This window comes from Rhodococcus sp. NPDC127593, assembly GCF_042671975.1.
GTDB lineage: Bacteria > Actinomycetota > Actinomycetes > Mycobacteriales > Mycobacteriaceae > Rhodococcus_F.
Genome location: NZ_JBHXWI010000018.1, coordinates 45,494 through 62,329 on the forward strand (window position 1 = coordinate 45,494; position 16,836 = coordinate 62,329).

At 68.0% G+C, this 16,836-nt stretch carries 15 protein-coding genes and 1 pseudogene; 10 read left to right on the forward strand and 6 right to left on the reverse strand.

What is annotated here, in order from left to right; translation table 11 throughout:
- Together ACFVJ3_RS18240 and ACFVJ3_RS18245 are read right to left on the reverse strand one after the other, a co-directional pair.
- On the reverse strand, positions 1–948 hold the full coding sequence (locus ACFVJ3_RS18240) for a DMT family transporter (protein ID WP_378453349.1): 948 nt from the start codon (positions 946–948) through the stop codon (positions 1–3).
- 36 nt (positions 949–984) lie between these two features.
- Positions 985–1,614, reverse strand: coding sequence for a TetR/AcrR family transcriptional regulator (locus ACFVJ3_RS18245; RefSeq protein ID WP_378453350.1), 630 nt, complete (start codon positions 1,612–1,614; stop codon positions 985–987).
- A 254-nt stretch (positions 1,615–1,868) separates the two neighbouring features.
- On the opposite strand from ACFVJ3_RS18245, the gene ACFVJ3_RS18250 reads away from it, so the two are divergent.
- The 7 genes from ACFVJ3_RS18250 to ACFVJ3_RS18280 all read left to right on the forward strand — a co-directional run bounded on the left by ACFVJ3_RS18250 (position 1,869) and on the right by ACFVJ3_RS18280 (position 9,912).
- The gene (locus ACFVJ3_RS18250) at positions 1,869–2,702 is read left to right on the forward strand and encodes an SDR family NAD(P)-dependent oxidoreductase (RefSeq protein WP_378453351.1); all 834 of its coding nucleotides are present in this window, start codon (positions 1,869–1,871) and stop codon (positions 2,700–2,702) included.
- Positions 2,699–4,771, forward strand: coding sequence for an acetate--CoA ligase family protein (locus tag ACFVJ3_RS18255; RefSeq protein ID WP_378453352.1), 2,073 nt, complete (start codon positions 2,699–2,701; stop codon positions 4,769–4,771). The genes ACFVJ3_RS18250 and ACFVJ3_RS18255 overlap by 4 nt, the downstream gene beginning before the upstream one ends.
- Positions 4,772–4,792: 21 nt before the next feature.
- Complete coding sequence (locus ACFVJ3_RS18260; RefSeq protein WP_378453353.1) at positions 4,793–5,992, forward strand: acyl-CoA dehydrogenase family protein; 1,200 nt, start codon at positions 4,793–4,795, stop codon at positions 5,990–5,992.
- A gap of 4 nt (positions 5,993–5,996) precedes the next feature.
- The gene (locus tag ACFVJ3_RS18265) at positions 5,997–6,725 is read left to right on the forward strand and encodes an enoyl-CoA hydratase/isomerase family protein (RefSeq protein ID WP_378453354.1); all 729 of its coding nucleotides are present in this window, start codon (positions 5,997–5,999) and stop codon (positions 6,723–6,725) included.
- A gap of 74 nt (positions 6,726–6,799) precedes the next feature.
- Complete coding sequence (locus ACFVJ3_RS18270) at positions 6,800–8,212, forward strand: MFS transporter (protein ID WP_378453355.1); 1,413 nt, start codon at positions 6,800–6,802, stop codon at positions 8,210–8,212.
- 159 nt (positions 8,213–8,371) lie between these two features.
- Positions 8,372–8,746 (forward strand): nuclear transport factor 2 family protein, encoded by a 375-nt coding sequence (locus tag ACFVJ3_RS18275; protein WP_005262400.1) that lies wholly within the window; start codon positions 8,372–8,374, stop codon positions 8,744–8,746.
- A gap of 68 nt (positions 8,747–8,814) precedes the next feature.
- Positions 8,815–9,912, forward strand: coding sequence for a DUF6777 domain-containing protein (locus ACFVJ3_RS18280; protein ID WP_378453356.1), 1,098 nt, complete (start codon positions 8,815–8,817; stop codon positions 9,910–9,912).
- Between the two features lie 22 nt (positions 9,913–9,934).
- Here ACFVJ3_RS18280 and ACFVJ3_RS18285 read toward each other — a convergent pair whose 3' ends face one another.
- Positions 9,935–10,744 (reverse strand): CPBP family intramembrane glutamic endopeptidase, encoded by an 810-nt coding sequence (locus tag ACFVJ3_RS18285; RefSeq protein WP_378453357.1) that lies wholly within the window; start codon positions 10,742–10,744, stop codon positions 9,935–9,937.
- A 184-nt stretch (positions 10,745–10,928) separates the two neighbouring features.
- On the opposite strand from ACFVJ3_RS18285, the gene ACFVJ3_RS18290 reads away from it, so the two are divergent.
- Together ACFVJ3_RS18290 and ACFVJ3_RS18295 are read left to right on the forward strand one after the other, a co-directional pair.
- Positions 10,929–12,074: a TIGR03364 family FAD-dependent oxidoreductase gene (locus ACFVJ3_RS18290; protein ID WP_378453358.1), complete on the forward strand. Its 1,146-nt coding sequence runs from the start codon at positions 10,929–10,931 to the stop codon at positions 12,072–12,074.
- Positions 12,075–12,115: 41 nt separating this feature from the next.
- On the forward strand, positions 12,116–12,817 hold the full coding sequence (locus ACFVJ3_RS18295) for a phosphonatase-like hydrolase (RefSeq protein ID WP_378453359.1): 702 nt from the start codon (positions 12,116–12,118) through the stop codon (positions 12,815–12,817).
- Positions 12,818–12,839: 22 nt separating this feature from the next.
- Here the strand turns inward: ACFVJ3_RS18295 and ACFVJ3_RS18300 are convergent, their stop codons facing one another.
- Entirely contained in the window at positions 12,840–13,595 is a 756-nt protein-coding gene (locus tag ACFVJ3_RS18300) for a GntR family transcriptional regulator (RefSeq protein ID WP_378453360.1), read from the reverse strand.
- Positions 13,596–13,717: 122 nt separating this feature from the next.
- Between ACFVJ3_RS18300 and ACFVJ3_RS18305 the strand changes: the two are divergent.
- Positions 13,718–14,742, forward strand: a pseudogene (locus ACFVJ3_RS18305) (alpha/beta fold hydrolase).
- Between the two features lie 242 nt (positions 14,743–14,984).
- Here ACFVJ3_RS18305 and ACFVJ3_RS18310 read toward each other — a convergent pair.
- Together ACFVJ3_RS18310 and ACFVJ3_RS18315 are read right to left on the reverse strand one after the other, a co-directional pair.
- The gene (locus ACFVJ3_RS18310) at positions 14,985–15,830 is read right to left on the reverse strand and encodes a DUF692 domain-containing protein (protein ID WP_378453361.1); all 846 of its coding nucleotides are present in this window, start codon (positions 15,828–15,830) and stop codon (positions 14,985–14,987) included.
- Positions 15,827–16,687 (reverse strand): TIGR04222 domain-containing membrane protein, encoded by an 861-nt coding sequence (locus ACFVJ3_RS18315; protein ID WP_378453362.1) that lies wholly within the window; start codon positions 16,685–16,687, stop codon positions 15,827–15,829. The genes ACFVJ3_RS18310 and ACFVJ3_RS18315 overlap by 4 nt, the downstream gene beginning before the upstream one ends.
- Positions 16,688–16,836: the final 149 nt, after the last annotated feature.

The window sequence follows — 16,836 nt, forward strand, 5'->3', positions numbered from 1 at the left end:
CTATCGGCTCTCGGCCCCGTGTAGGGCCGGCGGCCGATCGACGTGACGGGGACGCTTCTCCCGCATCCACGGCAGCGCTGCGGACGCGATCAGGACGACGGCCATCCCCGCCCACTGCACCGGGGACAGTTGCTCGCCCAGCAGGATCTGCGCGGCCAGCACCCCGACCACCGGTTCGAGCAGTCCGAGGAGGCTGACCGAGGCCGCACCGAGTGCTCGCACCGCGATGAAGGAGCAGCCGATCCCGATGGGCATCAGCAGGAGCCCCTGGAACAGGATGGACCCCCACCCGCTGGGTGCGAAGGTCCAGGACTGTCCGTCGACGACGGCGATCGTGCCGGTGGCGATTCCGGCGCCGAGTGACGCCAGTCCACCCGCGGCGACGGGGCTGACCTGGTGTACCCATCGTTCCCCGACCACCAGATACAGGGCGTACCCGGCCGCACTGAGGAGGGCGAGTATCGCCCCGTTCAGGGCGACGGTGGAGCTGCCCGCGCCTGCGACGAGGGCGATGCCGCCGGACATGGCGAGGGCCAGCACCAGCTGCCCGCGGTGGATCCTGTTCCGGGTGAGCACCCATACCAGCGCCATCACGAAGAGTGGGTAGATGTGGACGATCACGACCGCGATCTGAGCGCCGGTAACCCGCACTGCGGCAAAGAAACACAGCAGCTGGATACCGAACAGCGGGCCGCAGACGCAGCACAGTCCGACGGCGGACTTCCAGGTCACGCCCGTCAATCGTCCGGTGGACCAGGCCAGGAGTAGCAGGAGTGCGGCACCGACCAGGCTGCGGAGGCAGACGAGGACGGCCGGGGACACGCCACCGGCGTAGCCGATCGCGGCGAACGTCGGGGTGAGTCCGTACGCGACCGCCGAGGCCGCGCCGCATCCCCAGGCAACGGCACTGCCGCCGCGCGGGCGCCGTGCGGTGGTGCTATCGCCCATCGAGCCGAAGCTGCCGAGCGGTCTGCAGTGGTCGGGTCACCATGTCCGCGGCGCGACGAGTTCGTCGTGAACGAACTGCACGAGAACCTCTTTCATGGCGGCGACGGTCATGTTCGGTGCGCCGGTGAGTACCTGTATGGCGGTCCCGTCGGTGAGCGCGGTCAGCCGCTGCGCGATGGTCTCCGGGTCGACGTCGGTGCGGAAGATCTCCTGGCGTTGTCCGCGCCGGACGATCTTGACGACGGTCTCGTGCCAGCGCGCATAGTACGTGTTGTGGAACGGGCGGAGTTCGGGTCGAAGCGTGGCCTCGGCCCAGAACTGCAGCCAGATGGACCACTCGTCGCGCAGCGGCCCGACGCGGGGCAACTGCATGTCGATCAGGCGGAGCAGCCGCTCGTGGGCGTTGTCGATCGCCTTGAGTTCGCGGCTCTGCCGGTCGAATGCGTTGTCGATGGCGTGGCGGAGGGCCGCGGTCAGGACGTCGCTCTTGCCGGGGAAGTAGTAGTGCACCGCCCCGGTGCTGGTGCCGACGACCTGTGCGATGTCGGAGATGCGGACCGAGTGGTATCCGCGCTCGGCGATCAGCTGCGCCGCGGCATCGAGTATCGCCGTTCGGCGCGCGTCCTCGGTGAGTTGAGCGGTCACTGTCCCTCCTTCGATAGCCATCTGACTGATCCATCAAATCATACGCTTCAAACTGACGCATCAGTCAGACCCGCCAAACCTCGATCGAAAACGGGCGACTCCGGATATTTTCACACATAACACCAGTTCAAGGCGCCTAGATCAGCCGGGAGGGCATTCGGACGTCGAGTCAGTTTCCGGCAAACTCTTGACATATGTGGGCTGCATCACGGTATAACTGATGCATCAGTCAGACCCACGTGGTCGGAACGGCAGCGACGAGAGGCGAACGCTCGATGGAATGTGAGAACCCAGGTGGAGGCGCCGGGCAGGTGCTGCGCCCCGACGTCCATCGCGGGCGGGTGGCACTGATCACCGGTGGAGGCACCGGGATCGGACGCGCGATCGCACTGGACATGGCGAGGTGTGGAGCCGACGTCGTCATCAGCGGCCGCCGGTCCGAGCCCCTCGAGAAGACCGCCGCCGAGATCGAGTCGCTGGGTGCCCGGGTGCTCGCCGTGCCCGCCGACATTCGCGAAGAACAGCAGGTGACCGATCTGGTCGACCGCGCCCTCGACACGTTCGGCCGGATCGACATCCTGGTCAACAACGCCGGCGGCCAGTTCGCGGCGCCGGCCGAGGACATCACGAGCAAGGGTTGGCGCGCCGTTCACCGCCTCGCGGTCGATGCCACCTGGGCGGTAACCCGGGAGGTAGCCGTTCGCGCGATGATTCCGCAGCGGTCGGGCTGCATCTTCTTCATGGCGTTCTCGCCGCGTCGCGGAATCGCATCGATGGTCCATGCCACCTCGGCCCGCGCGGCCCTCGAGAACCTCGCTTCCGGACTGTCGCTGGAGTGGAGCCGGTACGGAATTCGGTCGATCTGCATCGCCCCCGGCACCATCGCGACGGAGGGCATGGAGGGCAACTACACCGAAGAGGCCCGCGCGCAATGGACGTCCGCGGTTCCGCTCGGACGTCTGGGTACGGCCGAGGATGTTTCCGGAGTCGTCACGTTCCTCGCCTCGCCCGCAGGCGGTTACGTCACCGGGACCACGCTGGTGATCGACGGCGGTGCCGACGCCTGGGGTACGGGTCATCCCGCTCCGAAGGTCGAGGAGACGCGATGAGCACGATCGCCGACCGCGACCTCACGGCCCTGTTCGATCCCCGGTCGGTCGCCGTCCTCGGTGCCAGCAACGACGAGACGAAGTACGGCAACTGGATCAGCGTCCAGGCGCTCCGCATGAAGGGCAACCGGTCGGTCCACCTCGTCAACCGGCGCGGCGAGCGCATCCTGGGACACCCCTCGCTCCGGAGCCTGTCGGAACTCGACGAACGAGTCGATCTCGTCGTCATCACCGTTCCGGCACAGGGTTTCGAGGAGGCCGTGGACGACGCCCTCGCTGCGGGCGCCACCGCGATCGTCGGTGTCACCGCCGGTTTCGCCGAACTCGGCGCTGCCGGAAAGGCTGTGCAGGATCGGGTCGTGGAGCGGGTGCGGGCAGCCGGAGCCGTCCTGCTCGGGCCGAACTGCCTGGGTGTGCTGGATTCGAGCACCGCGCTGACGCTGGCCTCGAACCCGCTTCCCGCCGGCCGGGTCGCGCTGCTCTCCCAGAGCGGCAACATGGCACTCGAACTCAGCCAGTTCCTCGAGTCCCGCGGACACGGGTTCTCCCGGTTCGCCTCGCTCGGGAACCAGGCCGACCTCGGCGCCGCCGACCTCATCCGCTCCTGCGTCGAGCACGACGACACCGATCTCATCGCCGTGTACTGCGAGGACTTCGGTGACGGGCGGGCGTTCGTCGACGCCGCCGCCCAGGCTTCGCGGGCCGGTAAGCCGGTTCTGCTGCTGACAGTGGGTGGCAGCGAGGCATCCATCCGCGGGGCGCAGTCGCACACGGGATCGCTGACGTCCGACAGCGCGGTCATCGACGCGGCCTGCCGGGCCGCGGGGGTGTACCGGGTGTCGAGTCCACGGCAGCTCGCGGACGTGGCGGCCACTCTCCTCGGCTACGGACCTGCGGAGGTGCGCCGGGTCGGTGTCATCGCGGACGGCGGCGGGCACGCAGGCGTCGCGTCCGACGTGGTCGAGGCAGCCGGTCTCGCGGTACCGGAGTTCACCGCCGACATCAGCAGCGCACTGCGCGCCCTGTTGCCACCGTCCGCCGGGGTGACCAACCCGGTCGACCTCGCCGGCGCCGGGGAACAGGACATCACCTCGTTCGTCTCGGTCCTCGACACCATCCTGCAGAGTCCGGCCGTCGACTCCGTCCTGCTTACCGGATACTTCGGCGGCTACGGAAGTTACGGCGAGAACCTCGCGCGATCGGAGATCGACACCGCCCGTGCGATGGCGGAGACGGCGCGCACCCACGGCAAGCCGGTCGTCGTGCACACGATGCATCCCGACAGCGCCGCGGCCCGCGTCCTGGCCGACGGCGGGGTCCCGGTCTTCCGGGCGGTGGAGGACGCCGCCGGTGCGCTCGGAGTCATCGCCGAAACCGCTGCACCGCAGCATCATGCGGGCCCCTCGAGCGAGCCGGCCGAGCCGGTCACCAGCGACGCGTACTGGGATGCGCGCGAACTCTTCCGCACTGCGGGCGTCGAATTCCCCGAAGCGCAACTTGTGCGGACCTGCGCCGAGGCGGTGGCAGCCGCCGACACCGTGGGGTACCCCGTGGTTCTGAAGGCGATGGGTCTGCTGCACAAGTCCGACTCCGGCGGAGTGGCACTCGGCTTGGAAACCGCGCAGCAACTCGCCGACGCTTTCACGCGGATGGACGACTCGCTCGCGGCGCCCGCCTACTGCGTGGAGGGCATGGCGGACCTGAGTGAGGGGGTCGAACTCATCGTGGGAGTCCAGACCGACCCGCGGTTCGGTCCCGTGGCGATGGTGGGTCTCGGCGGCATCTTCACCGAGGTCCTCGCCGACGTCGCGTTCGCGCTGGCGCCCGTCGATGCGGAGACCGCACACGGCCTGCTCGACAACCTGCGGGCGTCCGCTCTTCTCCGAGGGGTTCGCGGCAGGCCCCCGATCAATTTCGACGCGGCTGCGGACGCCATCGCCGCCGTCACGGCCGTGGCCACCGCACACCCCGAGATCGCGGAACTCGAGATCAACCCACTGTTCGTCACTCCGAAGCAAGCCCTCGGACTCGACGCACGCATCGTCCTCAGCTCATCGAACACCAACTGACACAAGGAAGTTCTTTTCATCATGGAATTCGCATACAGCCCCCGCCTCGCCGACCTCAAGGAGCGCGCACGCGCCCTGACCGACACGATCATGCAGTTCGAGGACGAGTGCGAAAGAAACAACGGAATTTCCGACGAATCCCACGCCACCATCAAGGCGGCCGTCCTCGCATCGGGACTGCAGGCGATCAACACCCCCGTCGAATACGGCGGGGCCGGACTGACGGTGCTCGAGCAGGCCGTCGTGCAGGACGAACTCGGTAAGCTCACCAACGCGCTGTGGGACACGGTGTGGCGGCCCGCCAACCCCCTGACCCACGCGACCCCCGAACAGCGGGAGCGCTACCTGATTCCCGGTGCCCGCGGCGACCGCCGCGACGCCGTCGCGATCTCCGAGGCCAACGCGGGCTCGGACTTCTCCGCGGCGTGCACCACCGCGACACCCGACGGCAACGGCGGGTACATCATCAACGGAGAGAAGTGGTTCGTCACGGTCGGTGACGTCGCCGACTACCTCATCGTGCTGGCCAACGTCGAACCCGACCACGCCGCAACGATCTTCCTGATCGACGTCGACACACCGGGTGTGAAGATCAAGCACATCCCGCGCTACACGCACACCTTCGTCTACGAGCACCCCGAGTTCACGTTCGAGAACGTGCGCGTCGGAGCGGACGCCGTGCTCGGTGGTATCGGACAGGGTCACGACCTCACCCGCGACTGGTTCACAGAGGAGCGGCTGATGATCGGCGCACGCACGATCGGTGCCGCCGAGCGGGCGCTGACCCTGGCCGTCGACTGGGCGCGGGAGCGGGTCCAGGGCGGCGAGCCACTGATCAATCGTCAGCTGATCCAGGGCATGATCGCCGACTCCGTCGTGGACATCACCACCAACCGGGCACTCACCCATCAGGTGGCGTGGGAATTCGACCAGGCCGATCCGAATGACGCCGACCTGCGAAAGACGCTGCACGCCAAGGCCGCGACCGTGAAGCTGGCCGCCTCCGAGGCGTCGAACCGGGTGGCCGACCGGGCCGTCCAGATCTTCGGTGGGCGCGGCTACATCCGCGACTACCCCGTCGAGCGGCTGTGGCGCGAACTGCGCGTCGACCGCATCTGGGAGGGCACGTCGGAGATCCAGCGCCTGGTCATCGCGAACGAGGCCAACAAGCGGGGTCTCGACAACCTGCTGTCGTTCCGCTACGAGGCCGGGGAGAAGTAGCACGATGCCGACCGAGAACGCCGGGACCGTCGATGTGCACCGCGACGGCGACGTCGCCGTCGTCACGCTGAGGCGGGAACAGAAGCGGAACGCGCTGTCCACGCACATGGAAGCCGAACTGCTCGGCGCACTGGGGTCACCCGAGGTGAAATCCAGTCGTGCGGTGGTCCTCACCGGCGGTGACTCGGTGTTCTCGGCCGGCGCGGACGTCACCGAACTGCGGGAGATGACCCCGGAGGCGATCGCCGAGTACTACCGGACGTCCGGGTCGGTGTACGAGGCGCTCGCGGCTCTCCCGCAGCCCACCGTGTCCGCGATCACCGGCTACTGCCTCGGCGGCGGGCTCGAACTGGCTCTCGCCACCGACATCCGCGTCGCCGATCCGGCCGCGGTGTTCGGGTTCCCGGAGATCGGAATCGGGATCCTCCCCAGCTCCGGTGGGGTCACCCGCATCACCCGCATCGTCGGGGCCGGCCGTGCCCGCGACCTCGTCCTGCGCGGACGGCGCTTCGATCACACGGACGCCGAACGCTGGGGCGTGGTCAGTGAGATCGCGCCTCCCTCCGAGCACGTGAAGCAGTCGCTGAGCATCGCGCACGAACTCGCGGCGTATTCGCCACTGGCGCTGAGCATCACCAAGCAGGTACTGGACGTCAGCGTCGACGCCCCGCACCACGCCTCGCTGCTGCTCGAACAGCTCGCCTACGCGGCGCTGAACAAGACAACCTCTTAGCGGTACCGGCCGAGTGCGGCCGACTCGACCGCCACCCCCGGGGTGACGGCACCAATCTACGTAGTGGAGACGACATGAGTTCCTTCGACGTGATGGACAGACCCGCCAAACGCGGGTTCCACACCAAGCTCCTGATCGCGTGCTGTGGCGGACCATTCCTGGACGGGTACGTCATGAGCATCATCGGCGTGGCCCTGCTCGGGGTGACCGAGCAACTTCACCCGACGACAGCCGAGGCAGGATTGATCGGTGCGGCCTCGCTGATCGGTATCTTCTTCGGCGCCACCGTGTTCGGCTTCCTCACCGACCGGATCGGCCGGGAGAAGATGTACGCCCTCGACCTGGTGGTGCTGGTCGTCGCGTGTGTTCTGTCGGTGTTCGTCCAATTGCCGTGGCAGCTCATAGTCCTGCGCTTCGTCATCGGCGCGGCCATCGGTGCCGACTACCCCATCGCCACCTCGCTGCTCACCGAGTTCACCCCCACCAAGAAGCGCGGCGCCATGGTCGGGATGTCGGCCGTCGCGTGGTCGGCGGGCGCGGTTGCCGCGTACGTGGTCGGTGCGCTCGTCGTCGGTATCTCCGGCGGCAACGACCACTGGCGCCTGCTACTCGCGTCCAGTGCGGTTCTGGGTCTGATCGTGATTCTCGTGCGCCGCGGAATCCCGGAGTCGCCGCGCTGGCTCCTGAAGAACGGCCGGGTGGCCGACGCCGAGGCCGTGGTCGAGAAGATCTACGGGGAGAAACTCGACCTGAGCAAGGTCACGGTCGAGGACACGGCGGAGAGGCCGAAGGCCGACATCCGGATCTACTTCCGGGGTCAGTACCTTGCCCGGCTGATCATGTGCAGCGCTTTGTATCTGGCGGTCGTCACCCCGCTCTACGCGTTGCTGACGTTCCTGCCCACGATCCTGTCGGGCTTCTCGATCTCCGGTGACGGTTCCGCGGGGCTCATCGTCGAAACCGTCATCATCGGGCTCATCGTCGCCGGATCCATCCCCGCGCTGTTCCTGGTCGAGAAGTGGGGCCGGCGCCCGATCGCAGTGGTCCCGCTGGCACTGATGGTGATTCCGCTGGCCGGGCTGTGGTTGTGGGCGGACGGTCCCCTGTGGTTCGTCGTCGCCGCCTTCTGCGCGTACGCGTTCATCTCCGGCGGTCCGAGCATCCTGGTGTGGATCTACCCCAACGAACTCTTCCCCACCGAGTTCAGGGCGACTGCGGTGGGAATCGCCACTGCGGTGAGCCGGTTCGGCGCCGCGACGGGCACGTACCTGCTGCCGCTGAGTATCTCGGCGCTGGGCACGGGCACCACGATGCTCTTCGGTGCGGTGCTGACGGCGATCGCCTTCGGGATCTGCTTCTTCATGTCTCCGGAGACGAAGGGGAAGTCGCTGGAAGAGGTGTCCTCCGTAACCGCTGCTGCACCGGCGATGGGGACGACCGCTCCCCGGCTGGCGAAGCTGGAGGAGGCGGCCGCGCCGCGAACCTGACGAACTGTTCCCTCCCCGCCCCTGCCGACTTCCACGTCGGCAGGGGCGGACCCCTGTGCGGACATGTCCCGCTGCCTGGGAGAAGGGGCTCCCCACCGGGCAGGTGCTGCGTTACTCTCACGGCTAGAACACGTTCTATTCAACTGAGGAGTTCGCATCATGGCACCGTCCGCAGAAGACATCCGCAAGACCGTCGAGAGGTACATCGAGGCGGTGGCCACCGGGACCGCCGACGACGTCGTCGCGCTGTACGCCGAGGGTGCCACCGTGGAGGATCCGGTGGGTACCGAGCCGCGGACCACGGTGGAATCGTTGCGGGAGTTCTACGGGGTGATCGAACCGCTGAAGCAGACCGGCGAGCTCCTGACGCTGAAGATCGCCGGCAACTCGGCCGCGTTCCACTTCTCCCTCGTCACCGACCTGGGTGAGCAGAAGCTCGAGATCGCGCCGATCGACGTCATGACGTTCGACGACGACGGCAAGATCACGTCTATGAGGGCCTTCTGGTCGCAGGAAGACATGATCACGAGCTGACCGACTGCCGGGCCCGGCAACCACACCGCAATTCGGCCCGGCTGATCAGCGACTGTGCTTACCATGGCGTGGTGGCCACCGACGTCGCCGGGCAGGTCGCACGGCGTGCCCGACGCAGCGCAGTCGTTCGAGCCGGTACGCGCCCCGGGCGCGCACCGCGTAGCTGGCTGGCGGTCGCCGGCGCCCTGACCGCCACGGTGCTCGTGGCGTGTTCCTCGGGTTCCGGGGCCCACCCCGATCCGGTCGACCTGGACCGGGCCACCGACAACGGGCAGCTTCCGTGGACGGAAGTACTGCTTCCGCCGCAGACGCCGACGACGGTTCCGTTCGGTCCGCCCGGCACCGACCTGCCGAGCGAGCCCCGCGCCGCCGGGATCCGGGTGATCGGCGACCGTGCCGGCCTCTACGGCGGAAGCCCCGACCGGGTGCTCTGCGACCGGCAGCGGCTCGTCGACGACCTCGAGCAGGATCCGGCGAGGCTGCAGGCCTGGTCGAGTGTGTTCCAGGTCGACGACGTGCGGAATTACGTCCGCACCCTGACGCCTGTGCTGCTCCGTGCGGATACCCGCGTCACCAGTCACGGCTTCGACGACGGCCATGCCACCGCATTCCAGTCCGTGCTCGAGGCGGGGACCATCGTGCTGATCGACGACCACGGCGTTCCCCGCGTCCGATGTGTGCGCGGAAGCCCATTGCTCTCCCCGGTGGTGAATCAGGACGCGGAAGTGCAGGGCGATCCGTGGCCGGGCTTCCAGCAGGACAGGTTGTACGTCGTGCAGCCCTCCAACCTGGCGATGACCGAAGTGACCGTGGTGGATCTGATGACCGGTGGACTGTCGCCGGTGCCGATCGGTTCCGGCCCGCAGCAGCCGGTGGAGCGCCCGAATCCGGTGGCACCCGTGGAAGCCCAGGCGCCGGTAGTGGATTCGCCGCCCGCGGTGGTGCAGCAAGCTGCTCCCCGTCCCGCGCCGGCTCCGTCCCCGGAACCTCTGCCTCCGCCCCCGCCGCCGCCACCGCCTCCCCCGCCGCCACCTCCCCCGCCGCCCGCACCCGAGCCGCAGGTGAACTACCCGCCGCCTGCCCCTGCGCCGGTGCCCGCACCGCCGCAGCAGATTCAGGTGCAGATACCGGGTCTGCCGCCGATCGTCATCCCGATTCCCAACTGAGGGTCGGCCGCGGAGAACTCGGCTACAGGGTGACGAGCGCGGCGTTGAGCACGATGGCCTGGGTGAAGAGAGTCCAGTCGTTGATGATGTGCGCACCCGTCGAGACCCACAGGTTCTTGGTCCGGATGTAGGCAAGGGTGAGGATGAGTCGTGCCCCGCCGATCACGATGAAGGACTGAGCGAAGTTCCAGTCGTAGGTTTGCAGATGGGCGGCGCCGAACCACACCGCACTGAGCAGCCAGGCCAGGACGATCGCGGTCTTGCGGGACAGTTCCGCCTTGGCGAACAGGAAATACATCAACGCGAGGAACGGGACGATGGTGAAGACTTCTTCACCGACCAACTGGATCCCGGTTCCCACGTAGAACGCGACTGTGTCGAGCACGCCACCCTTGCCCGCACCCTCGACGGCCTCGTTGGACGCCACCCCGAACAGGGCCTGCACGATCAATGCCAGCACGGACGTGACGACGAGGTTGAGCACGGCGAAGCCGATCATCGTGAGGACGTCCCGGCCGTGCACCTTTCGGAACAACGCTGTCCAGTGCCCGCGCGTCACCATCGCCAGCACGACGATCGGGATACCGACGAACAGGATGCGCGGAATCAGCGCGACGATGTTGCCGGGCTGCGGGATGAGGATCAGGGCCGCGAAGCCGACTGCGACCGAGGCCCAGGCCAGGATCCACTGCCGCACCGACAGCGTGGTGGGCGTCCCGTTGTAGAACGGGAAGTCGGCGTCGTCGCGGCGCTCGATCAGGGGGCCGAAGCGGTCGTTCGACGACGCCGGTTCGTGGACGGGAACGGCACTCGGGCCGGAAGCACCACTCATCGATTCGCTCCTCTGCGGGTGGGTGGACTCAGGCGGTAATCGTCGCAGTAACCCCCGGCCGCGATCACCAGACGCGCGCCGGAACGCGCAACGGACGGTTAACGGACGGAAACTTATATATACGTGTAGTAAATTCCACCTACTTGTATTGACATGTTGGGTGGGTGCGTTCACAGTGGGATTCGTGACAAATCAACGACGCTACGACGTGGTGGTTGTCGGTGCCGGAATCGTCGGCCTCGCGCACGCATACCACGCATTCCATCGAGGCCTGTCCGTGGCGGTGATCGACCATGCCGACCGAGTTGCGGGCGCTTCGGTCCAGAACTTCGGCCACGCCTGCATCACCGCCCAGTCGGGTGTCGCCCGCGTCTACGCCCGAGCGGGCCGGGAGCACTGGCTCGACCTGGCACGCAAGGCCGGGTTCTGGTCCGCCGAGTCCGGAACATACTGCGTGGCACGGCATGACGACGAGCTGGCAGTCATGACCGAGTTCGCGGACATACGCGGACCGGCCGAAGTGGAACTGCTGTCCCGAGACCGGATCCTCGGCGCGTTACCCATCGTCGGCGACCGGGTCGTCGGGGGCATGTACATGGCCGACGACCTGCAGGTGAACCCGCGGGAGGCGGCCCCCGCCATCGCGCAGTGGCTCGAAGCGTCGGGTGTCGACTTCTTCTGGCGCACCGCCGCAACCGGATTCGAGACCGGAGTCGTCGGCACCTCACGGGGCGATCTTCACGCGGGGACGGTGTTCGTCACCGTCAACTACGACATCGACCGCCTGTTTCCGGAGCCGGCCGAGCGCAGGGGGCTCCTGCGGTGCCGGCTCCACATGATGCGCGCGAGAATCCCGCTGTCCGCGCCGTTGCCCGCGCCGCTGTTCACCGGCTGGTCGCTCGTGCGGTACAGCGGTTTCGAGAATCTTCCCGCGGCGGCGGCGCTCGCCGCGAGGCTGCGCGACGAGTACCCCGACTACGTCGACCTCGACCTCCACCAGATGTACACACCGCAGCCCGACGGTTCGATCCTGCTGGGCGACACGCACATCCGCGAGGTCTCGGCGGAGCCGTTCCAGTCGGAGAAGGGGTTCGAGGTGCTGATCCGTGAAGCCGCCGCCCTCTTCGGAGTCTCGGACGTCACCGTCACCGAACGCTGGCAGGGCGTGTACAGCTCGGCCCCCGATTCCGAGTTCCTGATCGAGGAGCCGATCGACGGCGTGCACATCGTCACCGTGACCACCGGGATCGGCATGACCACCGGCATGGGCCTGGCGAAGGACCGCATCGACCACATCTTCGGCCGCGACACCGTGCCCGTAATGGCATAGCAGCACAACCGCACTCACCGAACACCGAGGGGAACACGACAATGGGAACACATCACCGGGACATCAGCCTCGTGGTCTTCGACATGGCAGGCACCACCGTGGAGGACAGCGGGCTGGTCCAGCAGTCCTTCCTCGCCGCGGACGCGCATGCCGGACTGTCGAAGACCGACGAAGACCGCCGGCGGATGCTCGAATACGTCTCCGACACCATGGGCCAGTCCAAGATCGTCGTGTTCCGCCATCTCAGTGGCGGAAACGAGGAGCAGGCGCAAGCTGCGAACAAGGAATTCGAGCGCTGCTACTCGCAACTCGTCGACGACGGCCGGTGCAGCGCGATCCCCGGCGCCGAGGAACTCTTCGGCTCGCTGCGGGAGCAGGGCATCAAGACGGCGCTCACCACCGGGTTCGCGCACGAGACGCAGATGTCGATCGTCCGCGCGCTCGGCTGGCAGGACGTCGCCGACGTCGTGTTGTGCCCCGGAGACGGCGTCCGCGGCCGCCCCTTCCCGGACCTGGCGCTGACCGCGTTGATGCGAACCGGCGCCCCGTCCGTGCAGTCCATGGTGGTGCTCGGCGACACCACGTCGGACGTCACCACCGGCCTCCGCGCCGGAGCATTCGCCTCCGTGGGAGTGCTCACCGGCGCCCACGACGCCACCCAGCTGTCCGAGGCCGGGGCCACCCACGTTCTCGACAGCGTCGCGGACCTGCCCGGTCTGCTCGCCGAACTGCGCAACGCCTGATCGATCGGATGCCGGCGGCCGGTCAGGCTCCGTTGCCGTCGTCCGACGGAAGACGGGGGTCGATGGTGCGGGCGTTCACGATGCTGAAAGCGACGAGGTCGGGACGGTACCGATCGTCCGCGTACTCGAATGTGTCGCCGTTCTGATCCCGCGAAGTCCGACGTTCCCGAAGCAACGGGCTGCCGGGGTCTATGCCGAGATTTTCGGCGTCGACCTCGGTTGCGGCGACGGCGTCGAGCACGTGCTCCATCGATTCGAAGCGGACGCCGCGGGAGGTGAGGTAGTCGGTGATCGATCCGGTGTCGATGTCGAAGTCGAACAGCAGGGAGCCGACGCGTTCGGTGAACGTGCTCCGCTCGATCATCGTCGGTTCGCCGTCCAGCAGTCGGACGCGGAGCACCTCGACGACGAAGTCGTCCGGGGTCGATCCCAGTGCGCTGGCGGCAGGTTCGGACACGCGGCGACGTGAGATCTCGAGCGTGCGGCTCCCCGCGGCGCGGCCGGTGCGACGCGCCCACTGGGAGAACGGTGTGAACGTGTCCAGGGTCTGCGTGATGTCGTGGCTCCGCACCACAGCCGGTTTCCCTTGGGACAGCAAGATGAGCCCCTCGTTCTTCAACGTCGCCAGAGCCTGGCGCACGGGACCGCGCGACACCTCGAACTCCGCGCACAGCATGCTCTCGCTGGGCAGCGACTCACCCACCGCGTACTGCCGCTGCATGATGCGCTGCCGGAGCTGGAGTGCGACGAACTCATGGCGGGAGCGTGCCTCCACCATTGCGCATCACTCCACTTCCCCGGTCGGTCGACGGTCGCCACTGCGAGTCAGGTGCATTCTAATGGTGTCGTCGCTACGCTACATTGCGAGAACACGTTCCGGCCGGTGGAGGGATGCGGAGCATGGCGTCGTCGACGGAGCGGGTGATCACGGTCGACGGATTCCGTTGGCAGATTTCGGAACTGGGTGACGGACCGCCCGTCGTCCTGTGCCACGGGTTCCCGGGCCTCGGCTACAGCTACCGGCATCAGATGCGTGCCCTCGCGGCTGCCGGGTACCGCGCGATCGCCCCGGACATGCCCGGCTACGGCGGCACCGACGTGCCCCGCGACATCGACGACTACACGAACGAGCGGGTGTCGGACGCGCTGATCGCTCTGCTCGACGCGCTCGGTCACGAGCGTGCCGTGTTCGTCGGCCACGACTTCGGCGCACCGGTCGCCTGGACCGTCGCACTGCGACACCGCACGCGCGTGTCCGGGCTGGTGCTACTGGCCGTCCCCTACGCGCCCGACCGGTTCCCGCTGCGACCGTCGGAGCTCTATGCGTCGATGGCGCGCAAGCACTTCCTGCACATCCACTACTTCCAGGAACCGGGTGTCGCCGACCGTGAACTCGACGCCGATCCCCGCGGATTCCTGCAGCGGCTGTTCTACGCGTTGTCGGGCGACTATCGCTATCTGGACATCTGGCAGCATCCCTCGGAGGGCAACGGGTACCTGGACGTGCTGCCCGACGCCCACCCCTGCCGTGGTCGTGGCTGACGGAGGCCGAGTTCGACCATTACGTGGAGGTCTTCACCCGGACGGGGTTCACCGGCGGCCTGAACTGGTACCGGGCGTACGACGCGAACTGGGAACGCTCCGGGAATCTTGCCGGAGCCCACATCGAGGTGCCGACGCTGTTCGTGGCCGGTGCGCACGATCCGGTCATCGCGATGAGTGGTGCGCAGGCCCTCGATCGGATGCGCGACACCGTCCCCGACCTGCGCGGACTCCATCTCGTCGAGGGCGCCGGGCACTTCGTCCAGCAGGAACGGCCAGAAGAGGTGAACGAGCTGCTGCTCAGGTTCGTCGCGGGCCGAACAGACGGCGACGACGGCGACTCCGCGCAGGCAGTTCACCGATCGCCGCGAGGTACGCGGTGAATGCCTCGGCGTCCGCGTGGGTGTTCACCTTCGGCCTGCCCTCGGCCCAGGCGGCGAACAGCGCGAAGAATCGGTCGCCGAGGGCCCTGCGGACGTGGGGAAGGTGACCGCCCACTTCCCCGGAACGCTTGCGGAGCAAGGCCTTCGATGCGGTGTCGATCGCGTCGCGGTCGAATCCCTCCGGCAGTCCCCCGCCGCGACGAGAGCCCGGACCAATGCCGCCTGCCGCTCCGCCAGCCCCGTCACGGCAAACTCCACACGGCGTCCCCGGTGACCCGGTCGAAGCCGGCCGCATCCGCGATCGCATCCAACTCGTCGAACAACTCCCGGGCGGGCGGGTAGTTCCCGTCGCGCTCGAGCATCATCGCGGGGGCACCCTCGGATGCCCACTGCCGGACCAGGTCCAGCACCTCGCCGGGCACCGGGTCGGTGTGGGTGTCGTGATACGCGCCGTCCCGTTCGGATCCCCCGGCGACGTGGCAGTACGCCACACGTTCGAGGGGGAGGCGCCGGAGTTCCTCGCCGGCGTCGCGCCCGCGGTTGCGGGCGTTCGCGTAGACGTTGGCGACGTCCAGCAGCAGGTGGACGCCGGTGCGTTCGACGAGTTCGGCGAGGAACTCACCCTCGGAGTATTCGTCGTCCGGCCAGTCGAACAGGGCTGCGATGTTCTCCACGGCCAGGGGCACCGGCAGGCACTCCTGCGTGCGGTGGATGTTGCGCACCAGCACGTCCAGCGCTTCCGCGGAGCGCGGCACCGGCAGCAGGTGCCCGGCCTCGAGGCCGCCCGCCCGCACGAACGCGACGTGCTCGCTGACGAGCGGTGCACCGAGCGCGTCGGCGCACCGCGCGAGATGGTCGATCCGGTGCCGCTCGACGGCGTCGGCGCCACCCAATGACAGCGAGATGCCGTGCGGGACGAGGGGAACGCCCAGCGACCGCAGTTCGTCCGGAACGCCGACCCCGCGTCGGCGGGCGGGCAGCGATTCGGCGATCACCTCGCAGAACCGCAGGCCGTCGAGTCGGTCGATGATCCCGCAGATCTCCGGCCGCCAGCCGATGCCGAGGCCCGGCTCGATCAGGGCGGTCATCCCCCGCACCCCCCACCACCACACCCACCGCCGCCTCCGCAGGAACTGTCGCCCCCACTGCTGCCACCGTCACCGCTGCCGCCGTCGGCGATACCCGCCGCGTTCGCGAACCCGGGGGAGAACAAGCCGACGGCCCCCATCCCGAATAGTGCCGTCGACAGCGCGATCGGCGTCGGACCGTATGCGGTGAGCGAAGGGCGCATCCGCGGCGCGAGGGACGAGTGTTCGCGGCGCAGGCGATGCAGCTCCGCCGTCCCCTGGCGCGTCCTGCGGCCGGTCCGTCGAATCAGCTCGCGTGCGGCCGAGAGCAGCACCACCGCGACCAGCAGGAAGCCGATCGGCTTGCCCGCGGCGAATCCGGCGACGAGGCGTGCGACGCCGACGGCCAGGACGACGAGGATCGGGAGGGTCGCCCGGCGATTCCACGCCTTCTGTTCCGGTCCGGCGAGCAGCCCCTGTGCGACCAGGGTGGCCCGCAGCTGGTCGAGTGGGGCCTGCAACCGGCCCGGGAGCCGAAGGTTGCCGAGGGCGCTGCGCCCGGAGACGAGTTCGTCGTAGACGGTGCGCGTGAACGATCCGAGGGCGTTGTCGGCGACTCCCCACGCCCGCAGGATCGTCCCGTCGACGGAGATGAGGTCTGCTCCCCGCAGCAGGGTCAGAGATGCGGCGATGGCGCGATCGTCGCTGGTCAGCATCCCGGCCTGCACCGGATCGAGGCGAACACCGGCTGTTGGGGCGGGCCCGGTGCCTCGGGACCGGAGGAATACCGCCAGCCCGACTGCAAGCACGGCGGCGGCGACGTAGATCACCAGAAAGGTCTCGCTCGGTATCCCCCACGTAGCGGATTCGTTGTACATCACACACCACCTTTCAACCGCGTTGTCCGACAGTCGATCTCAGTATCAGTACGATTGTCCGATTTGCACCCGCCGGAAGCCGATCGTCATCGTTCCGTTATCGAGATCCTGCGGATTCGCGGTCGGGGGCATCGCCTAGCATCGTCAAC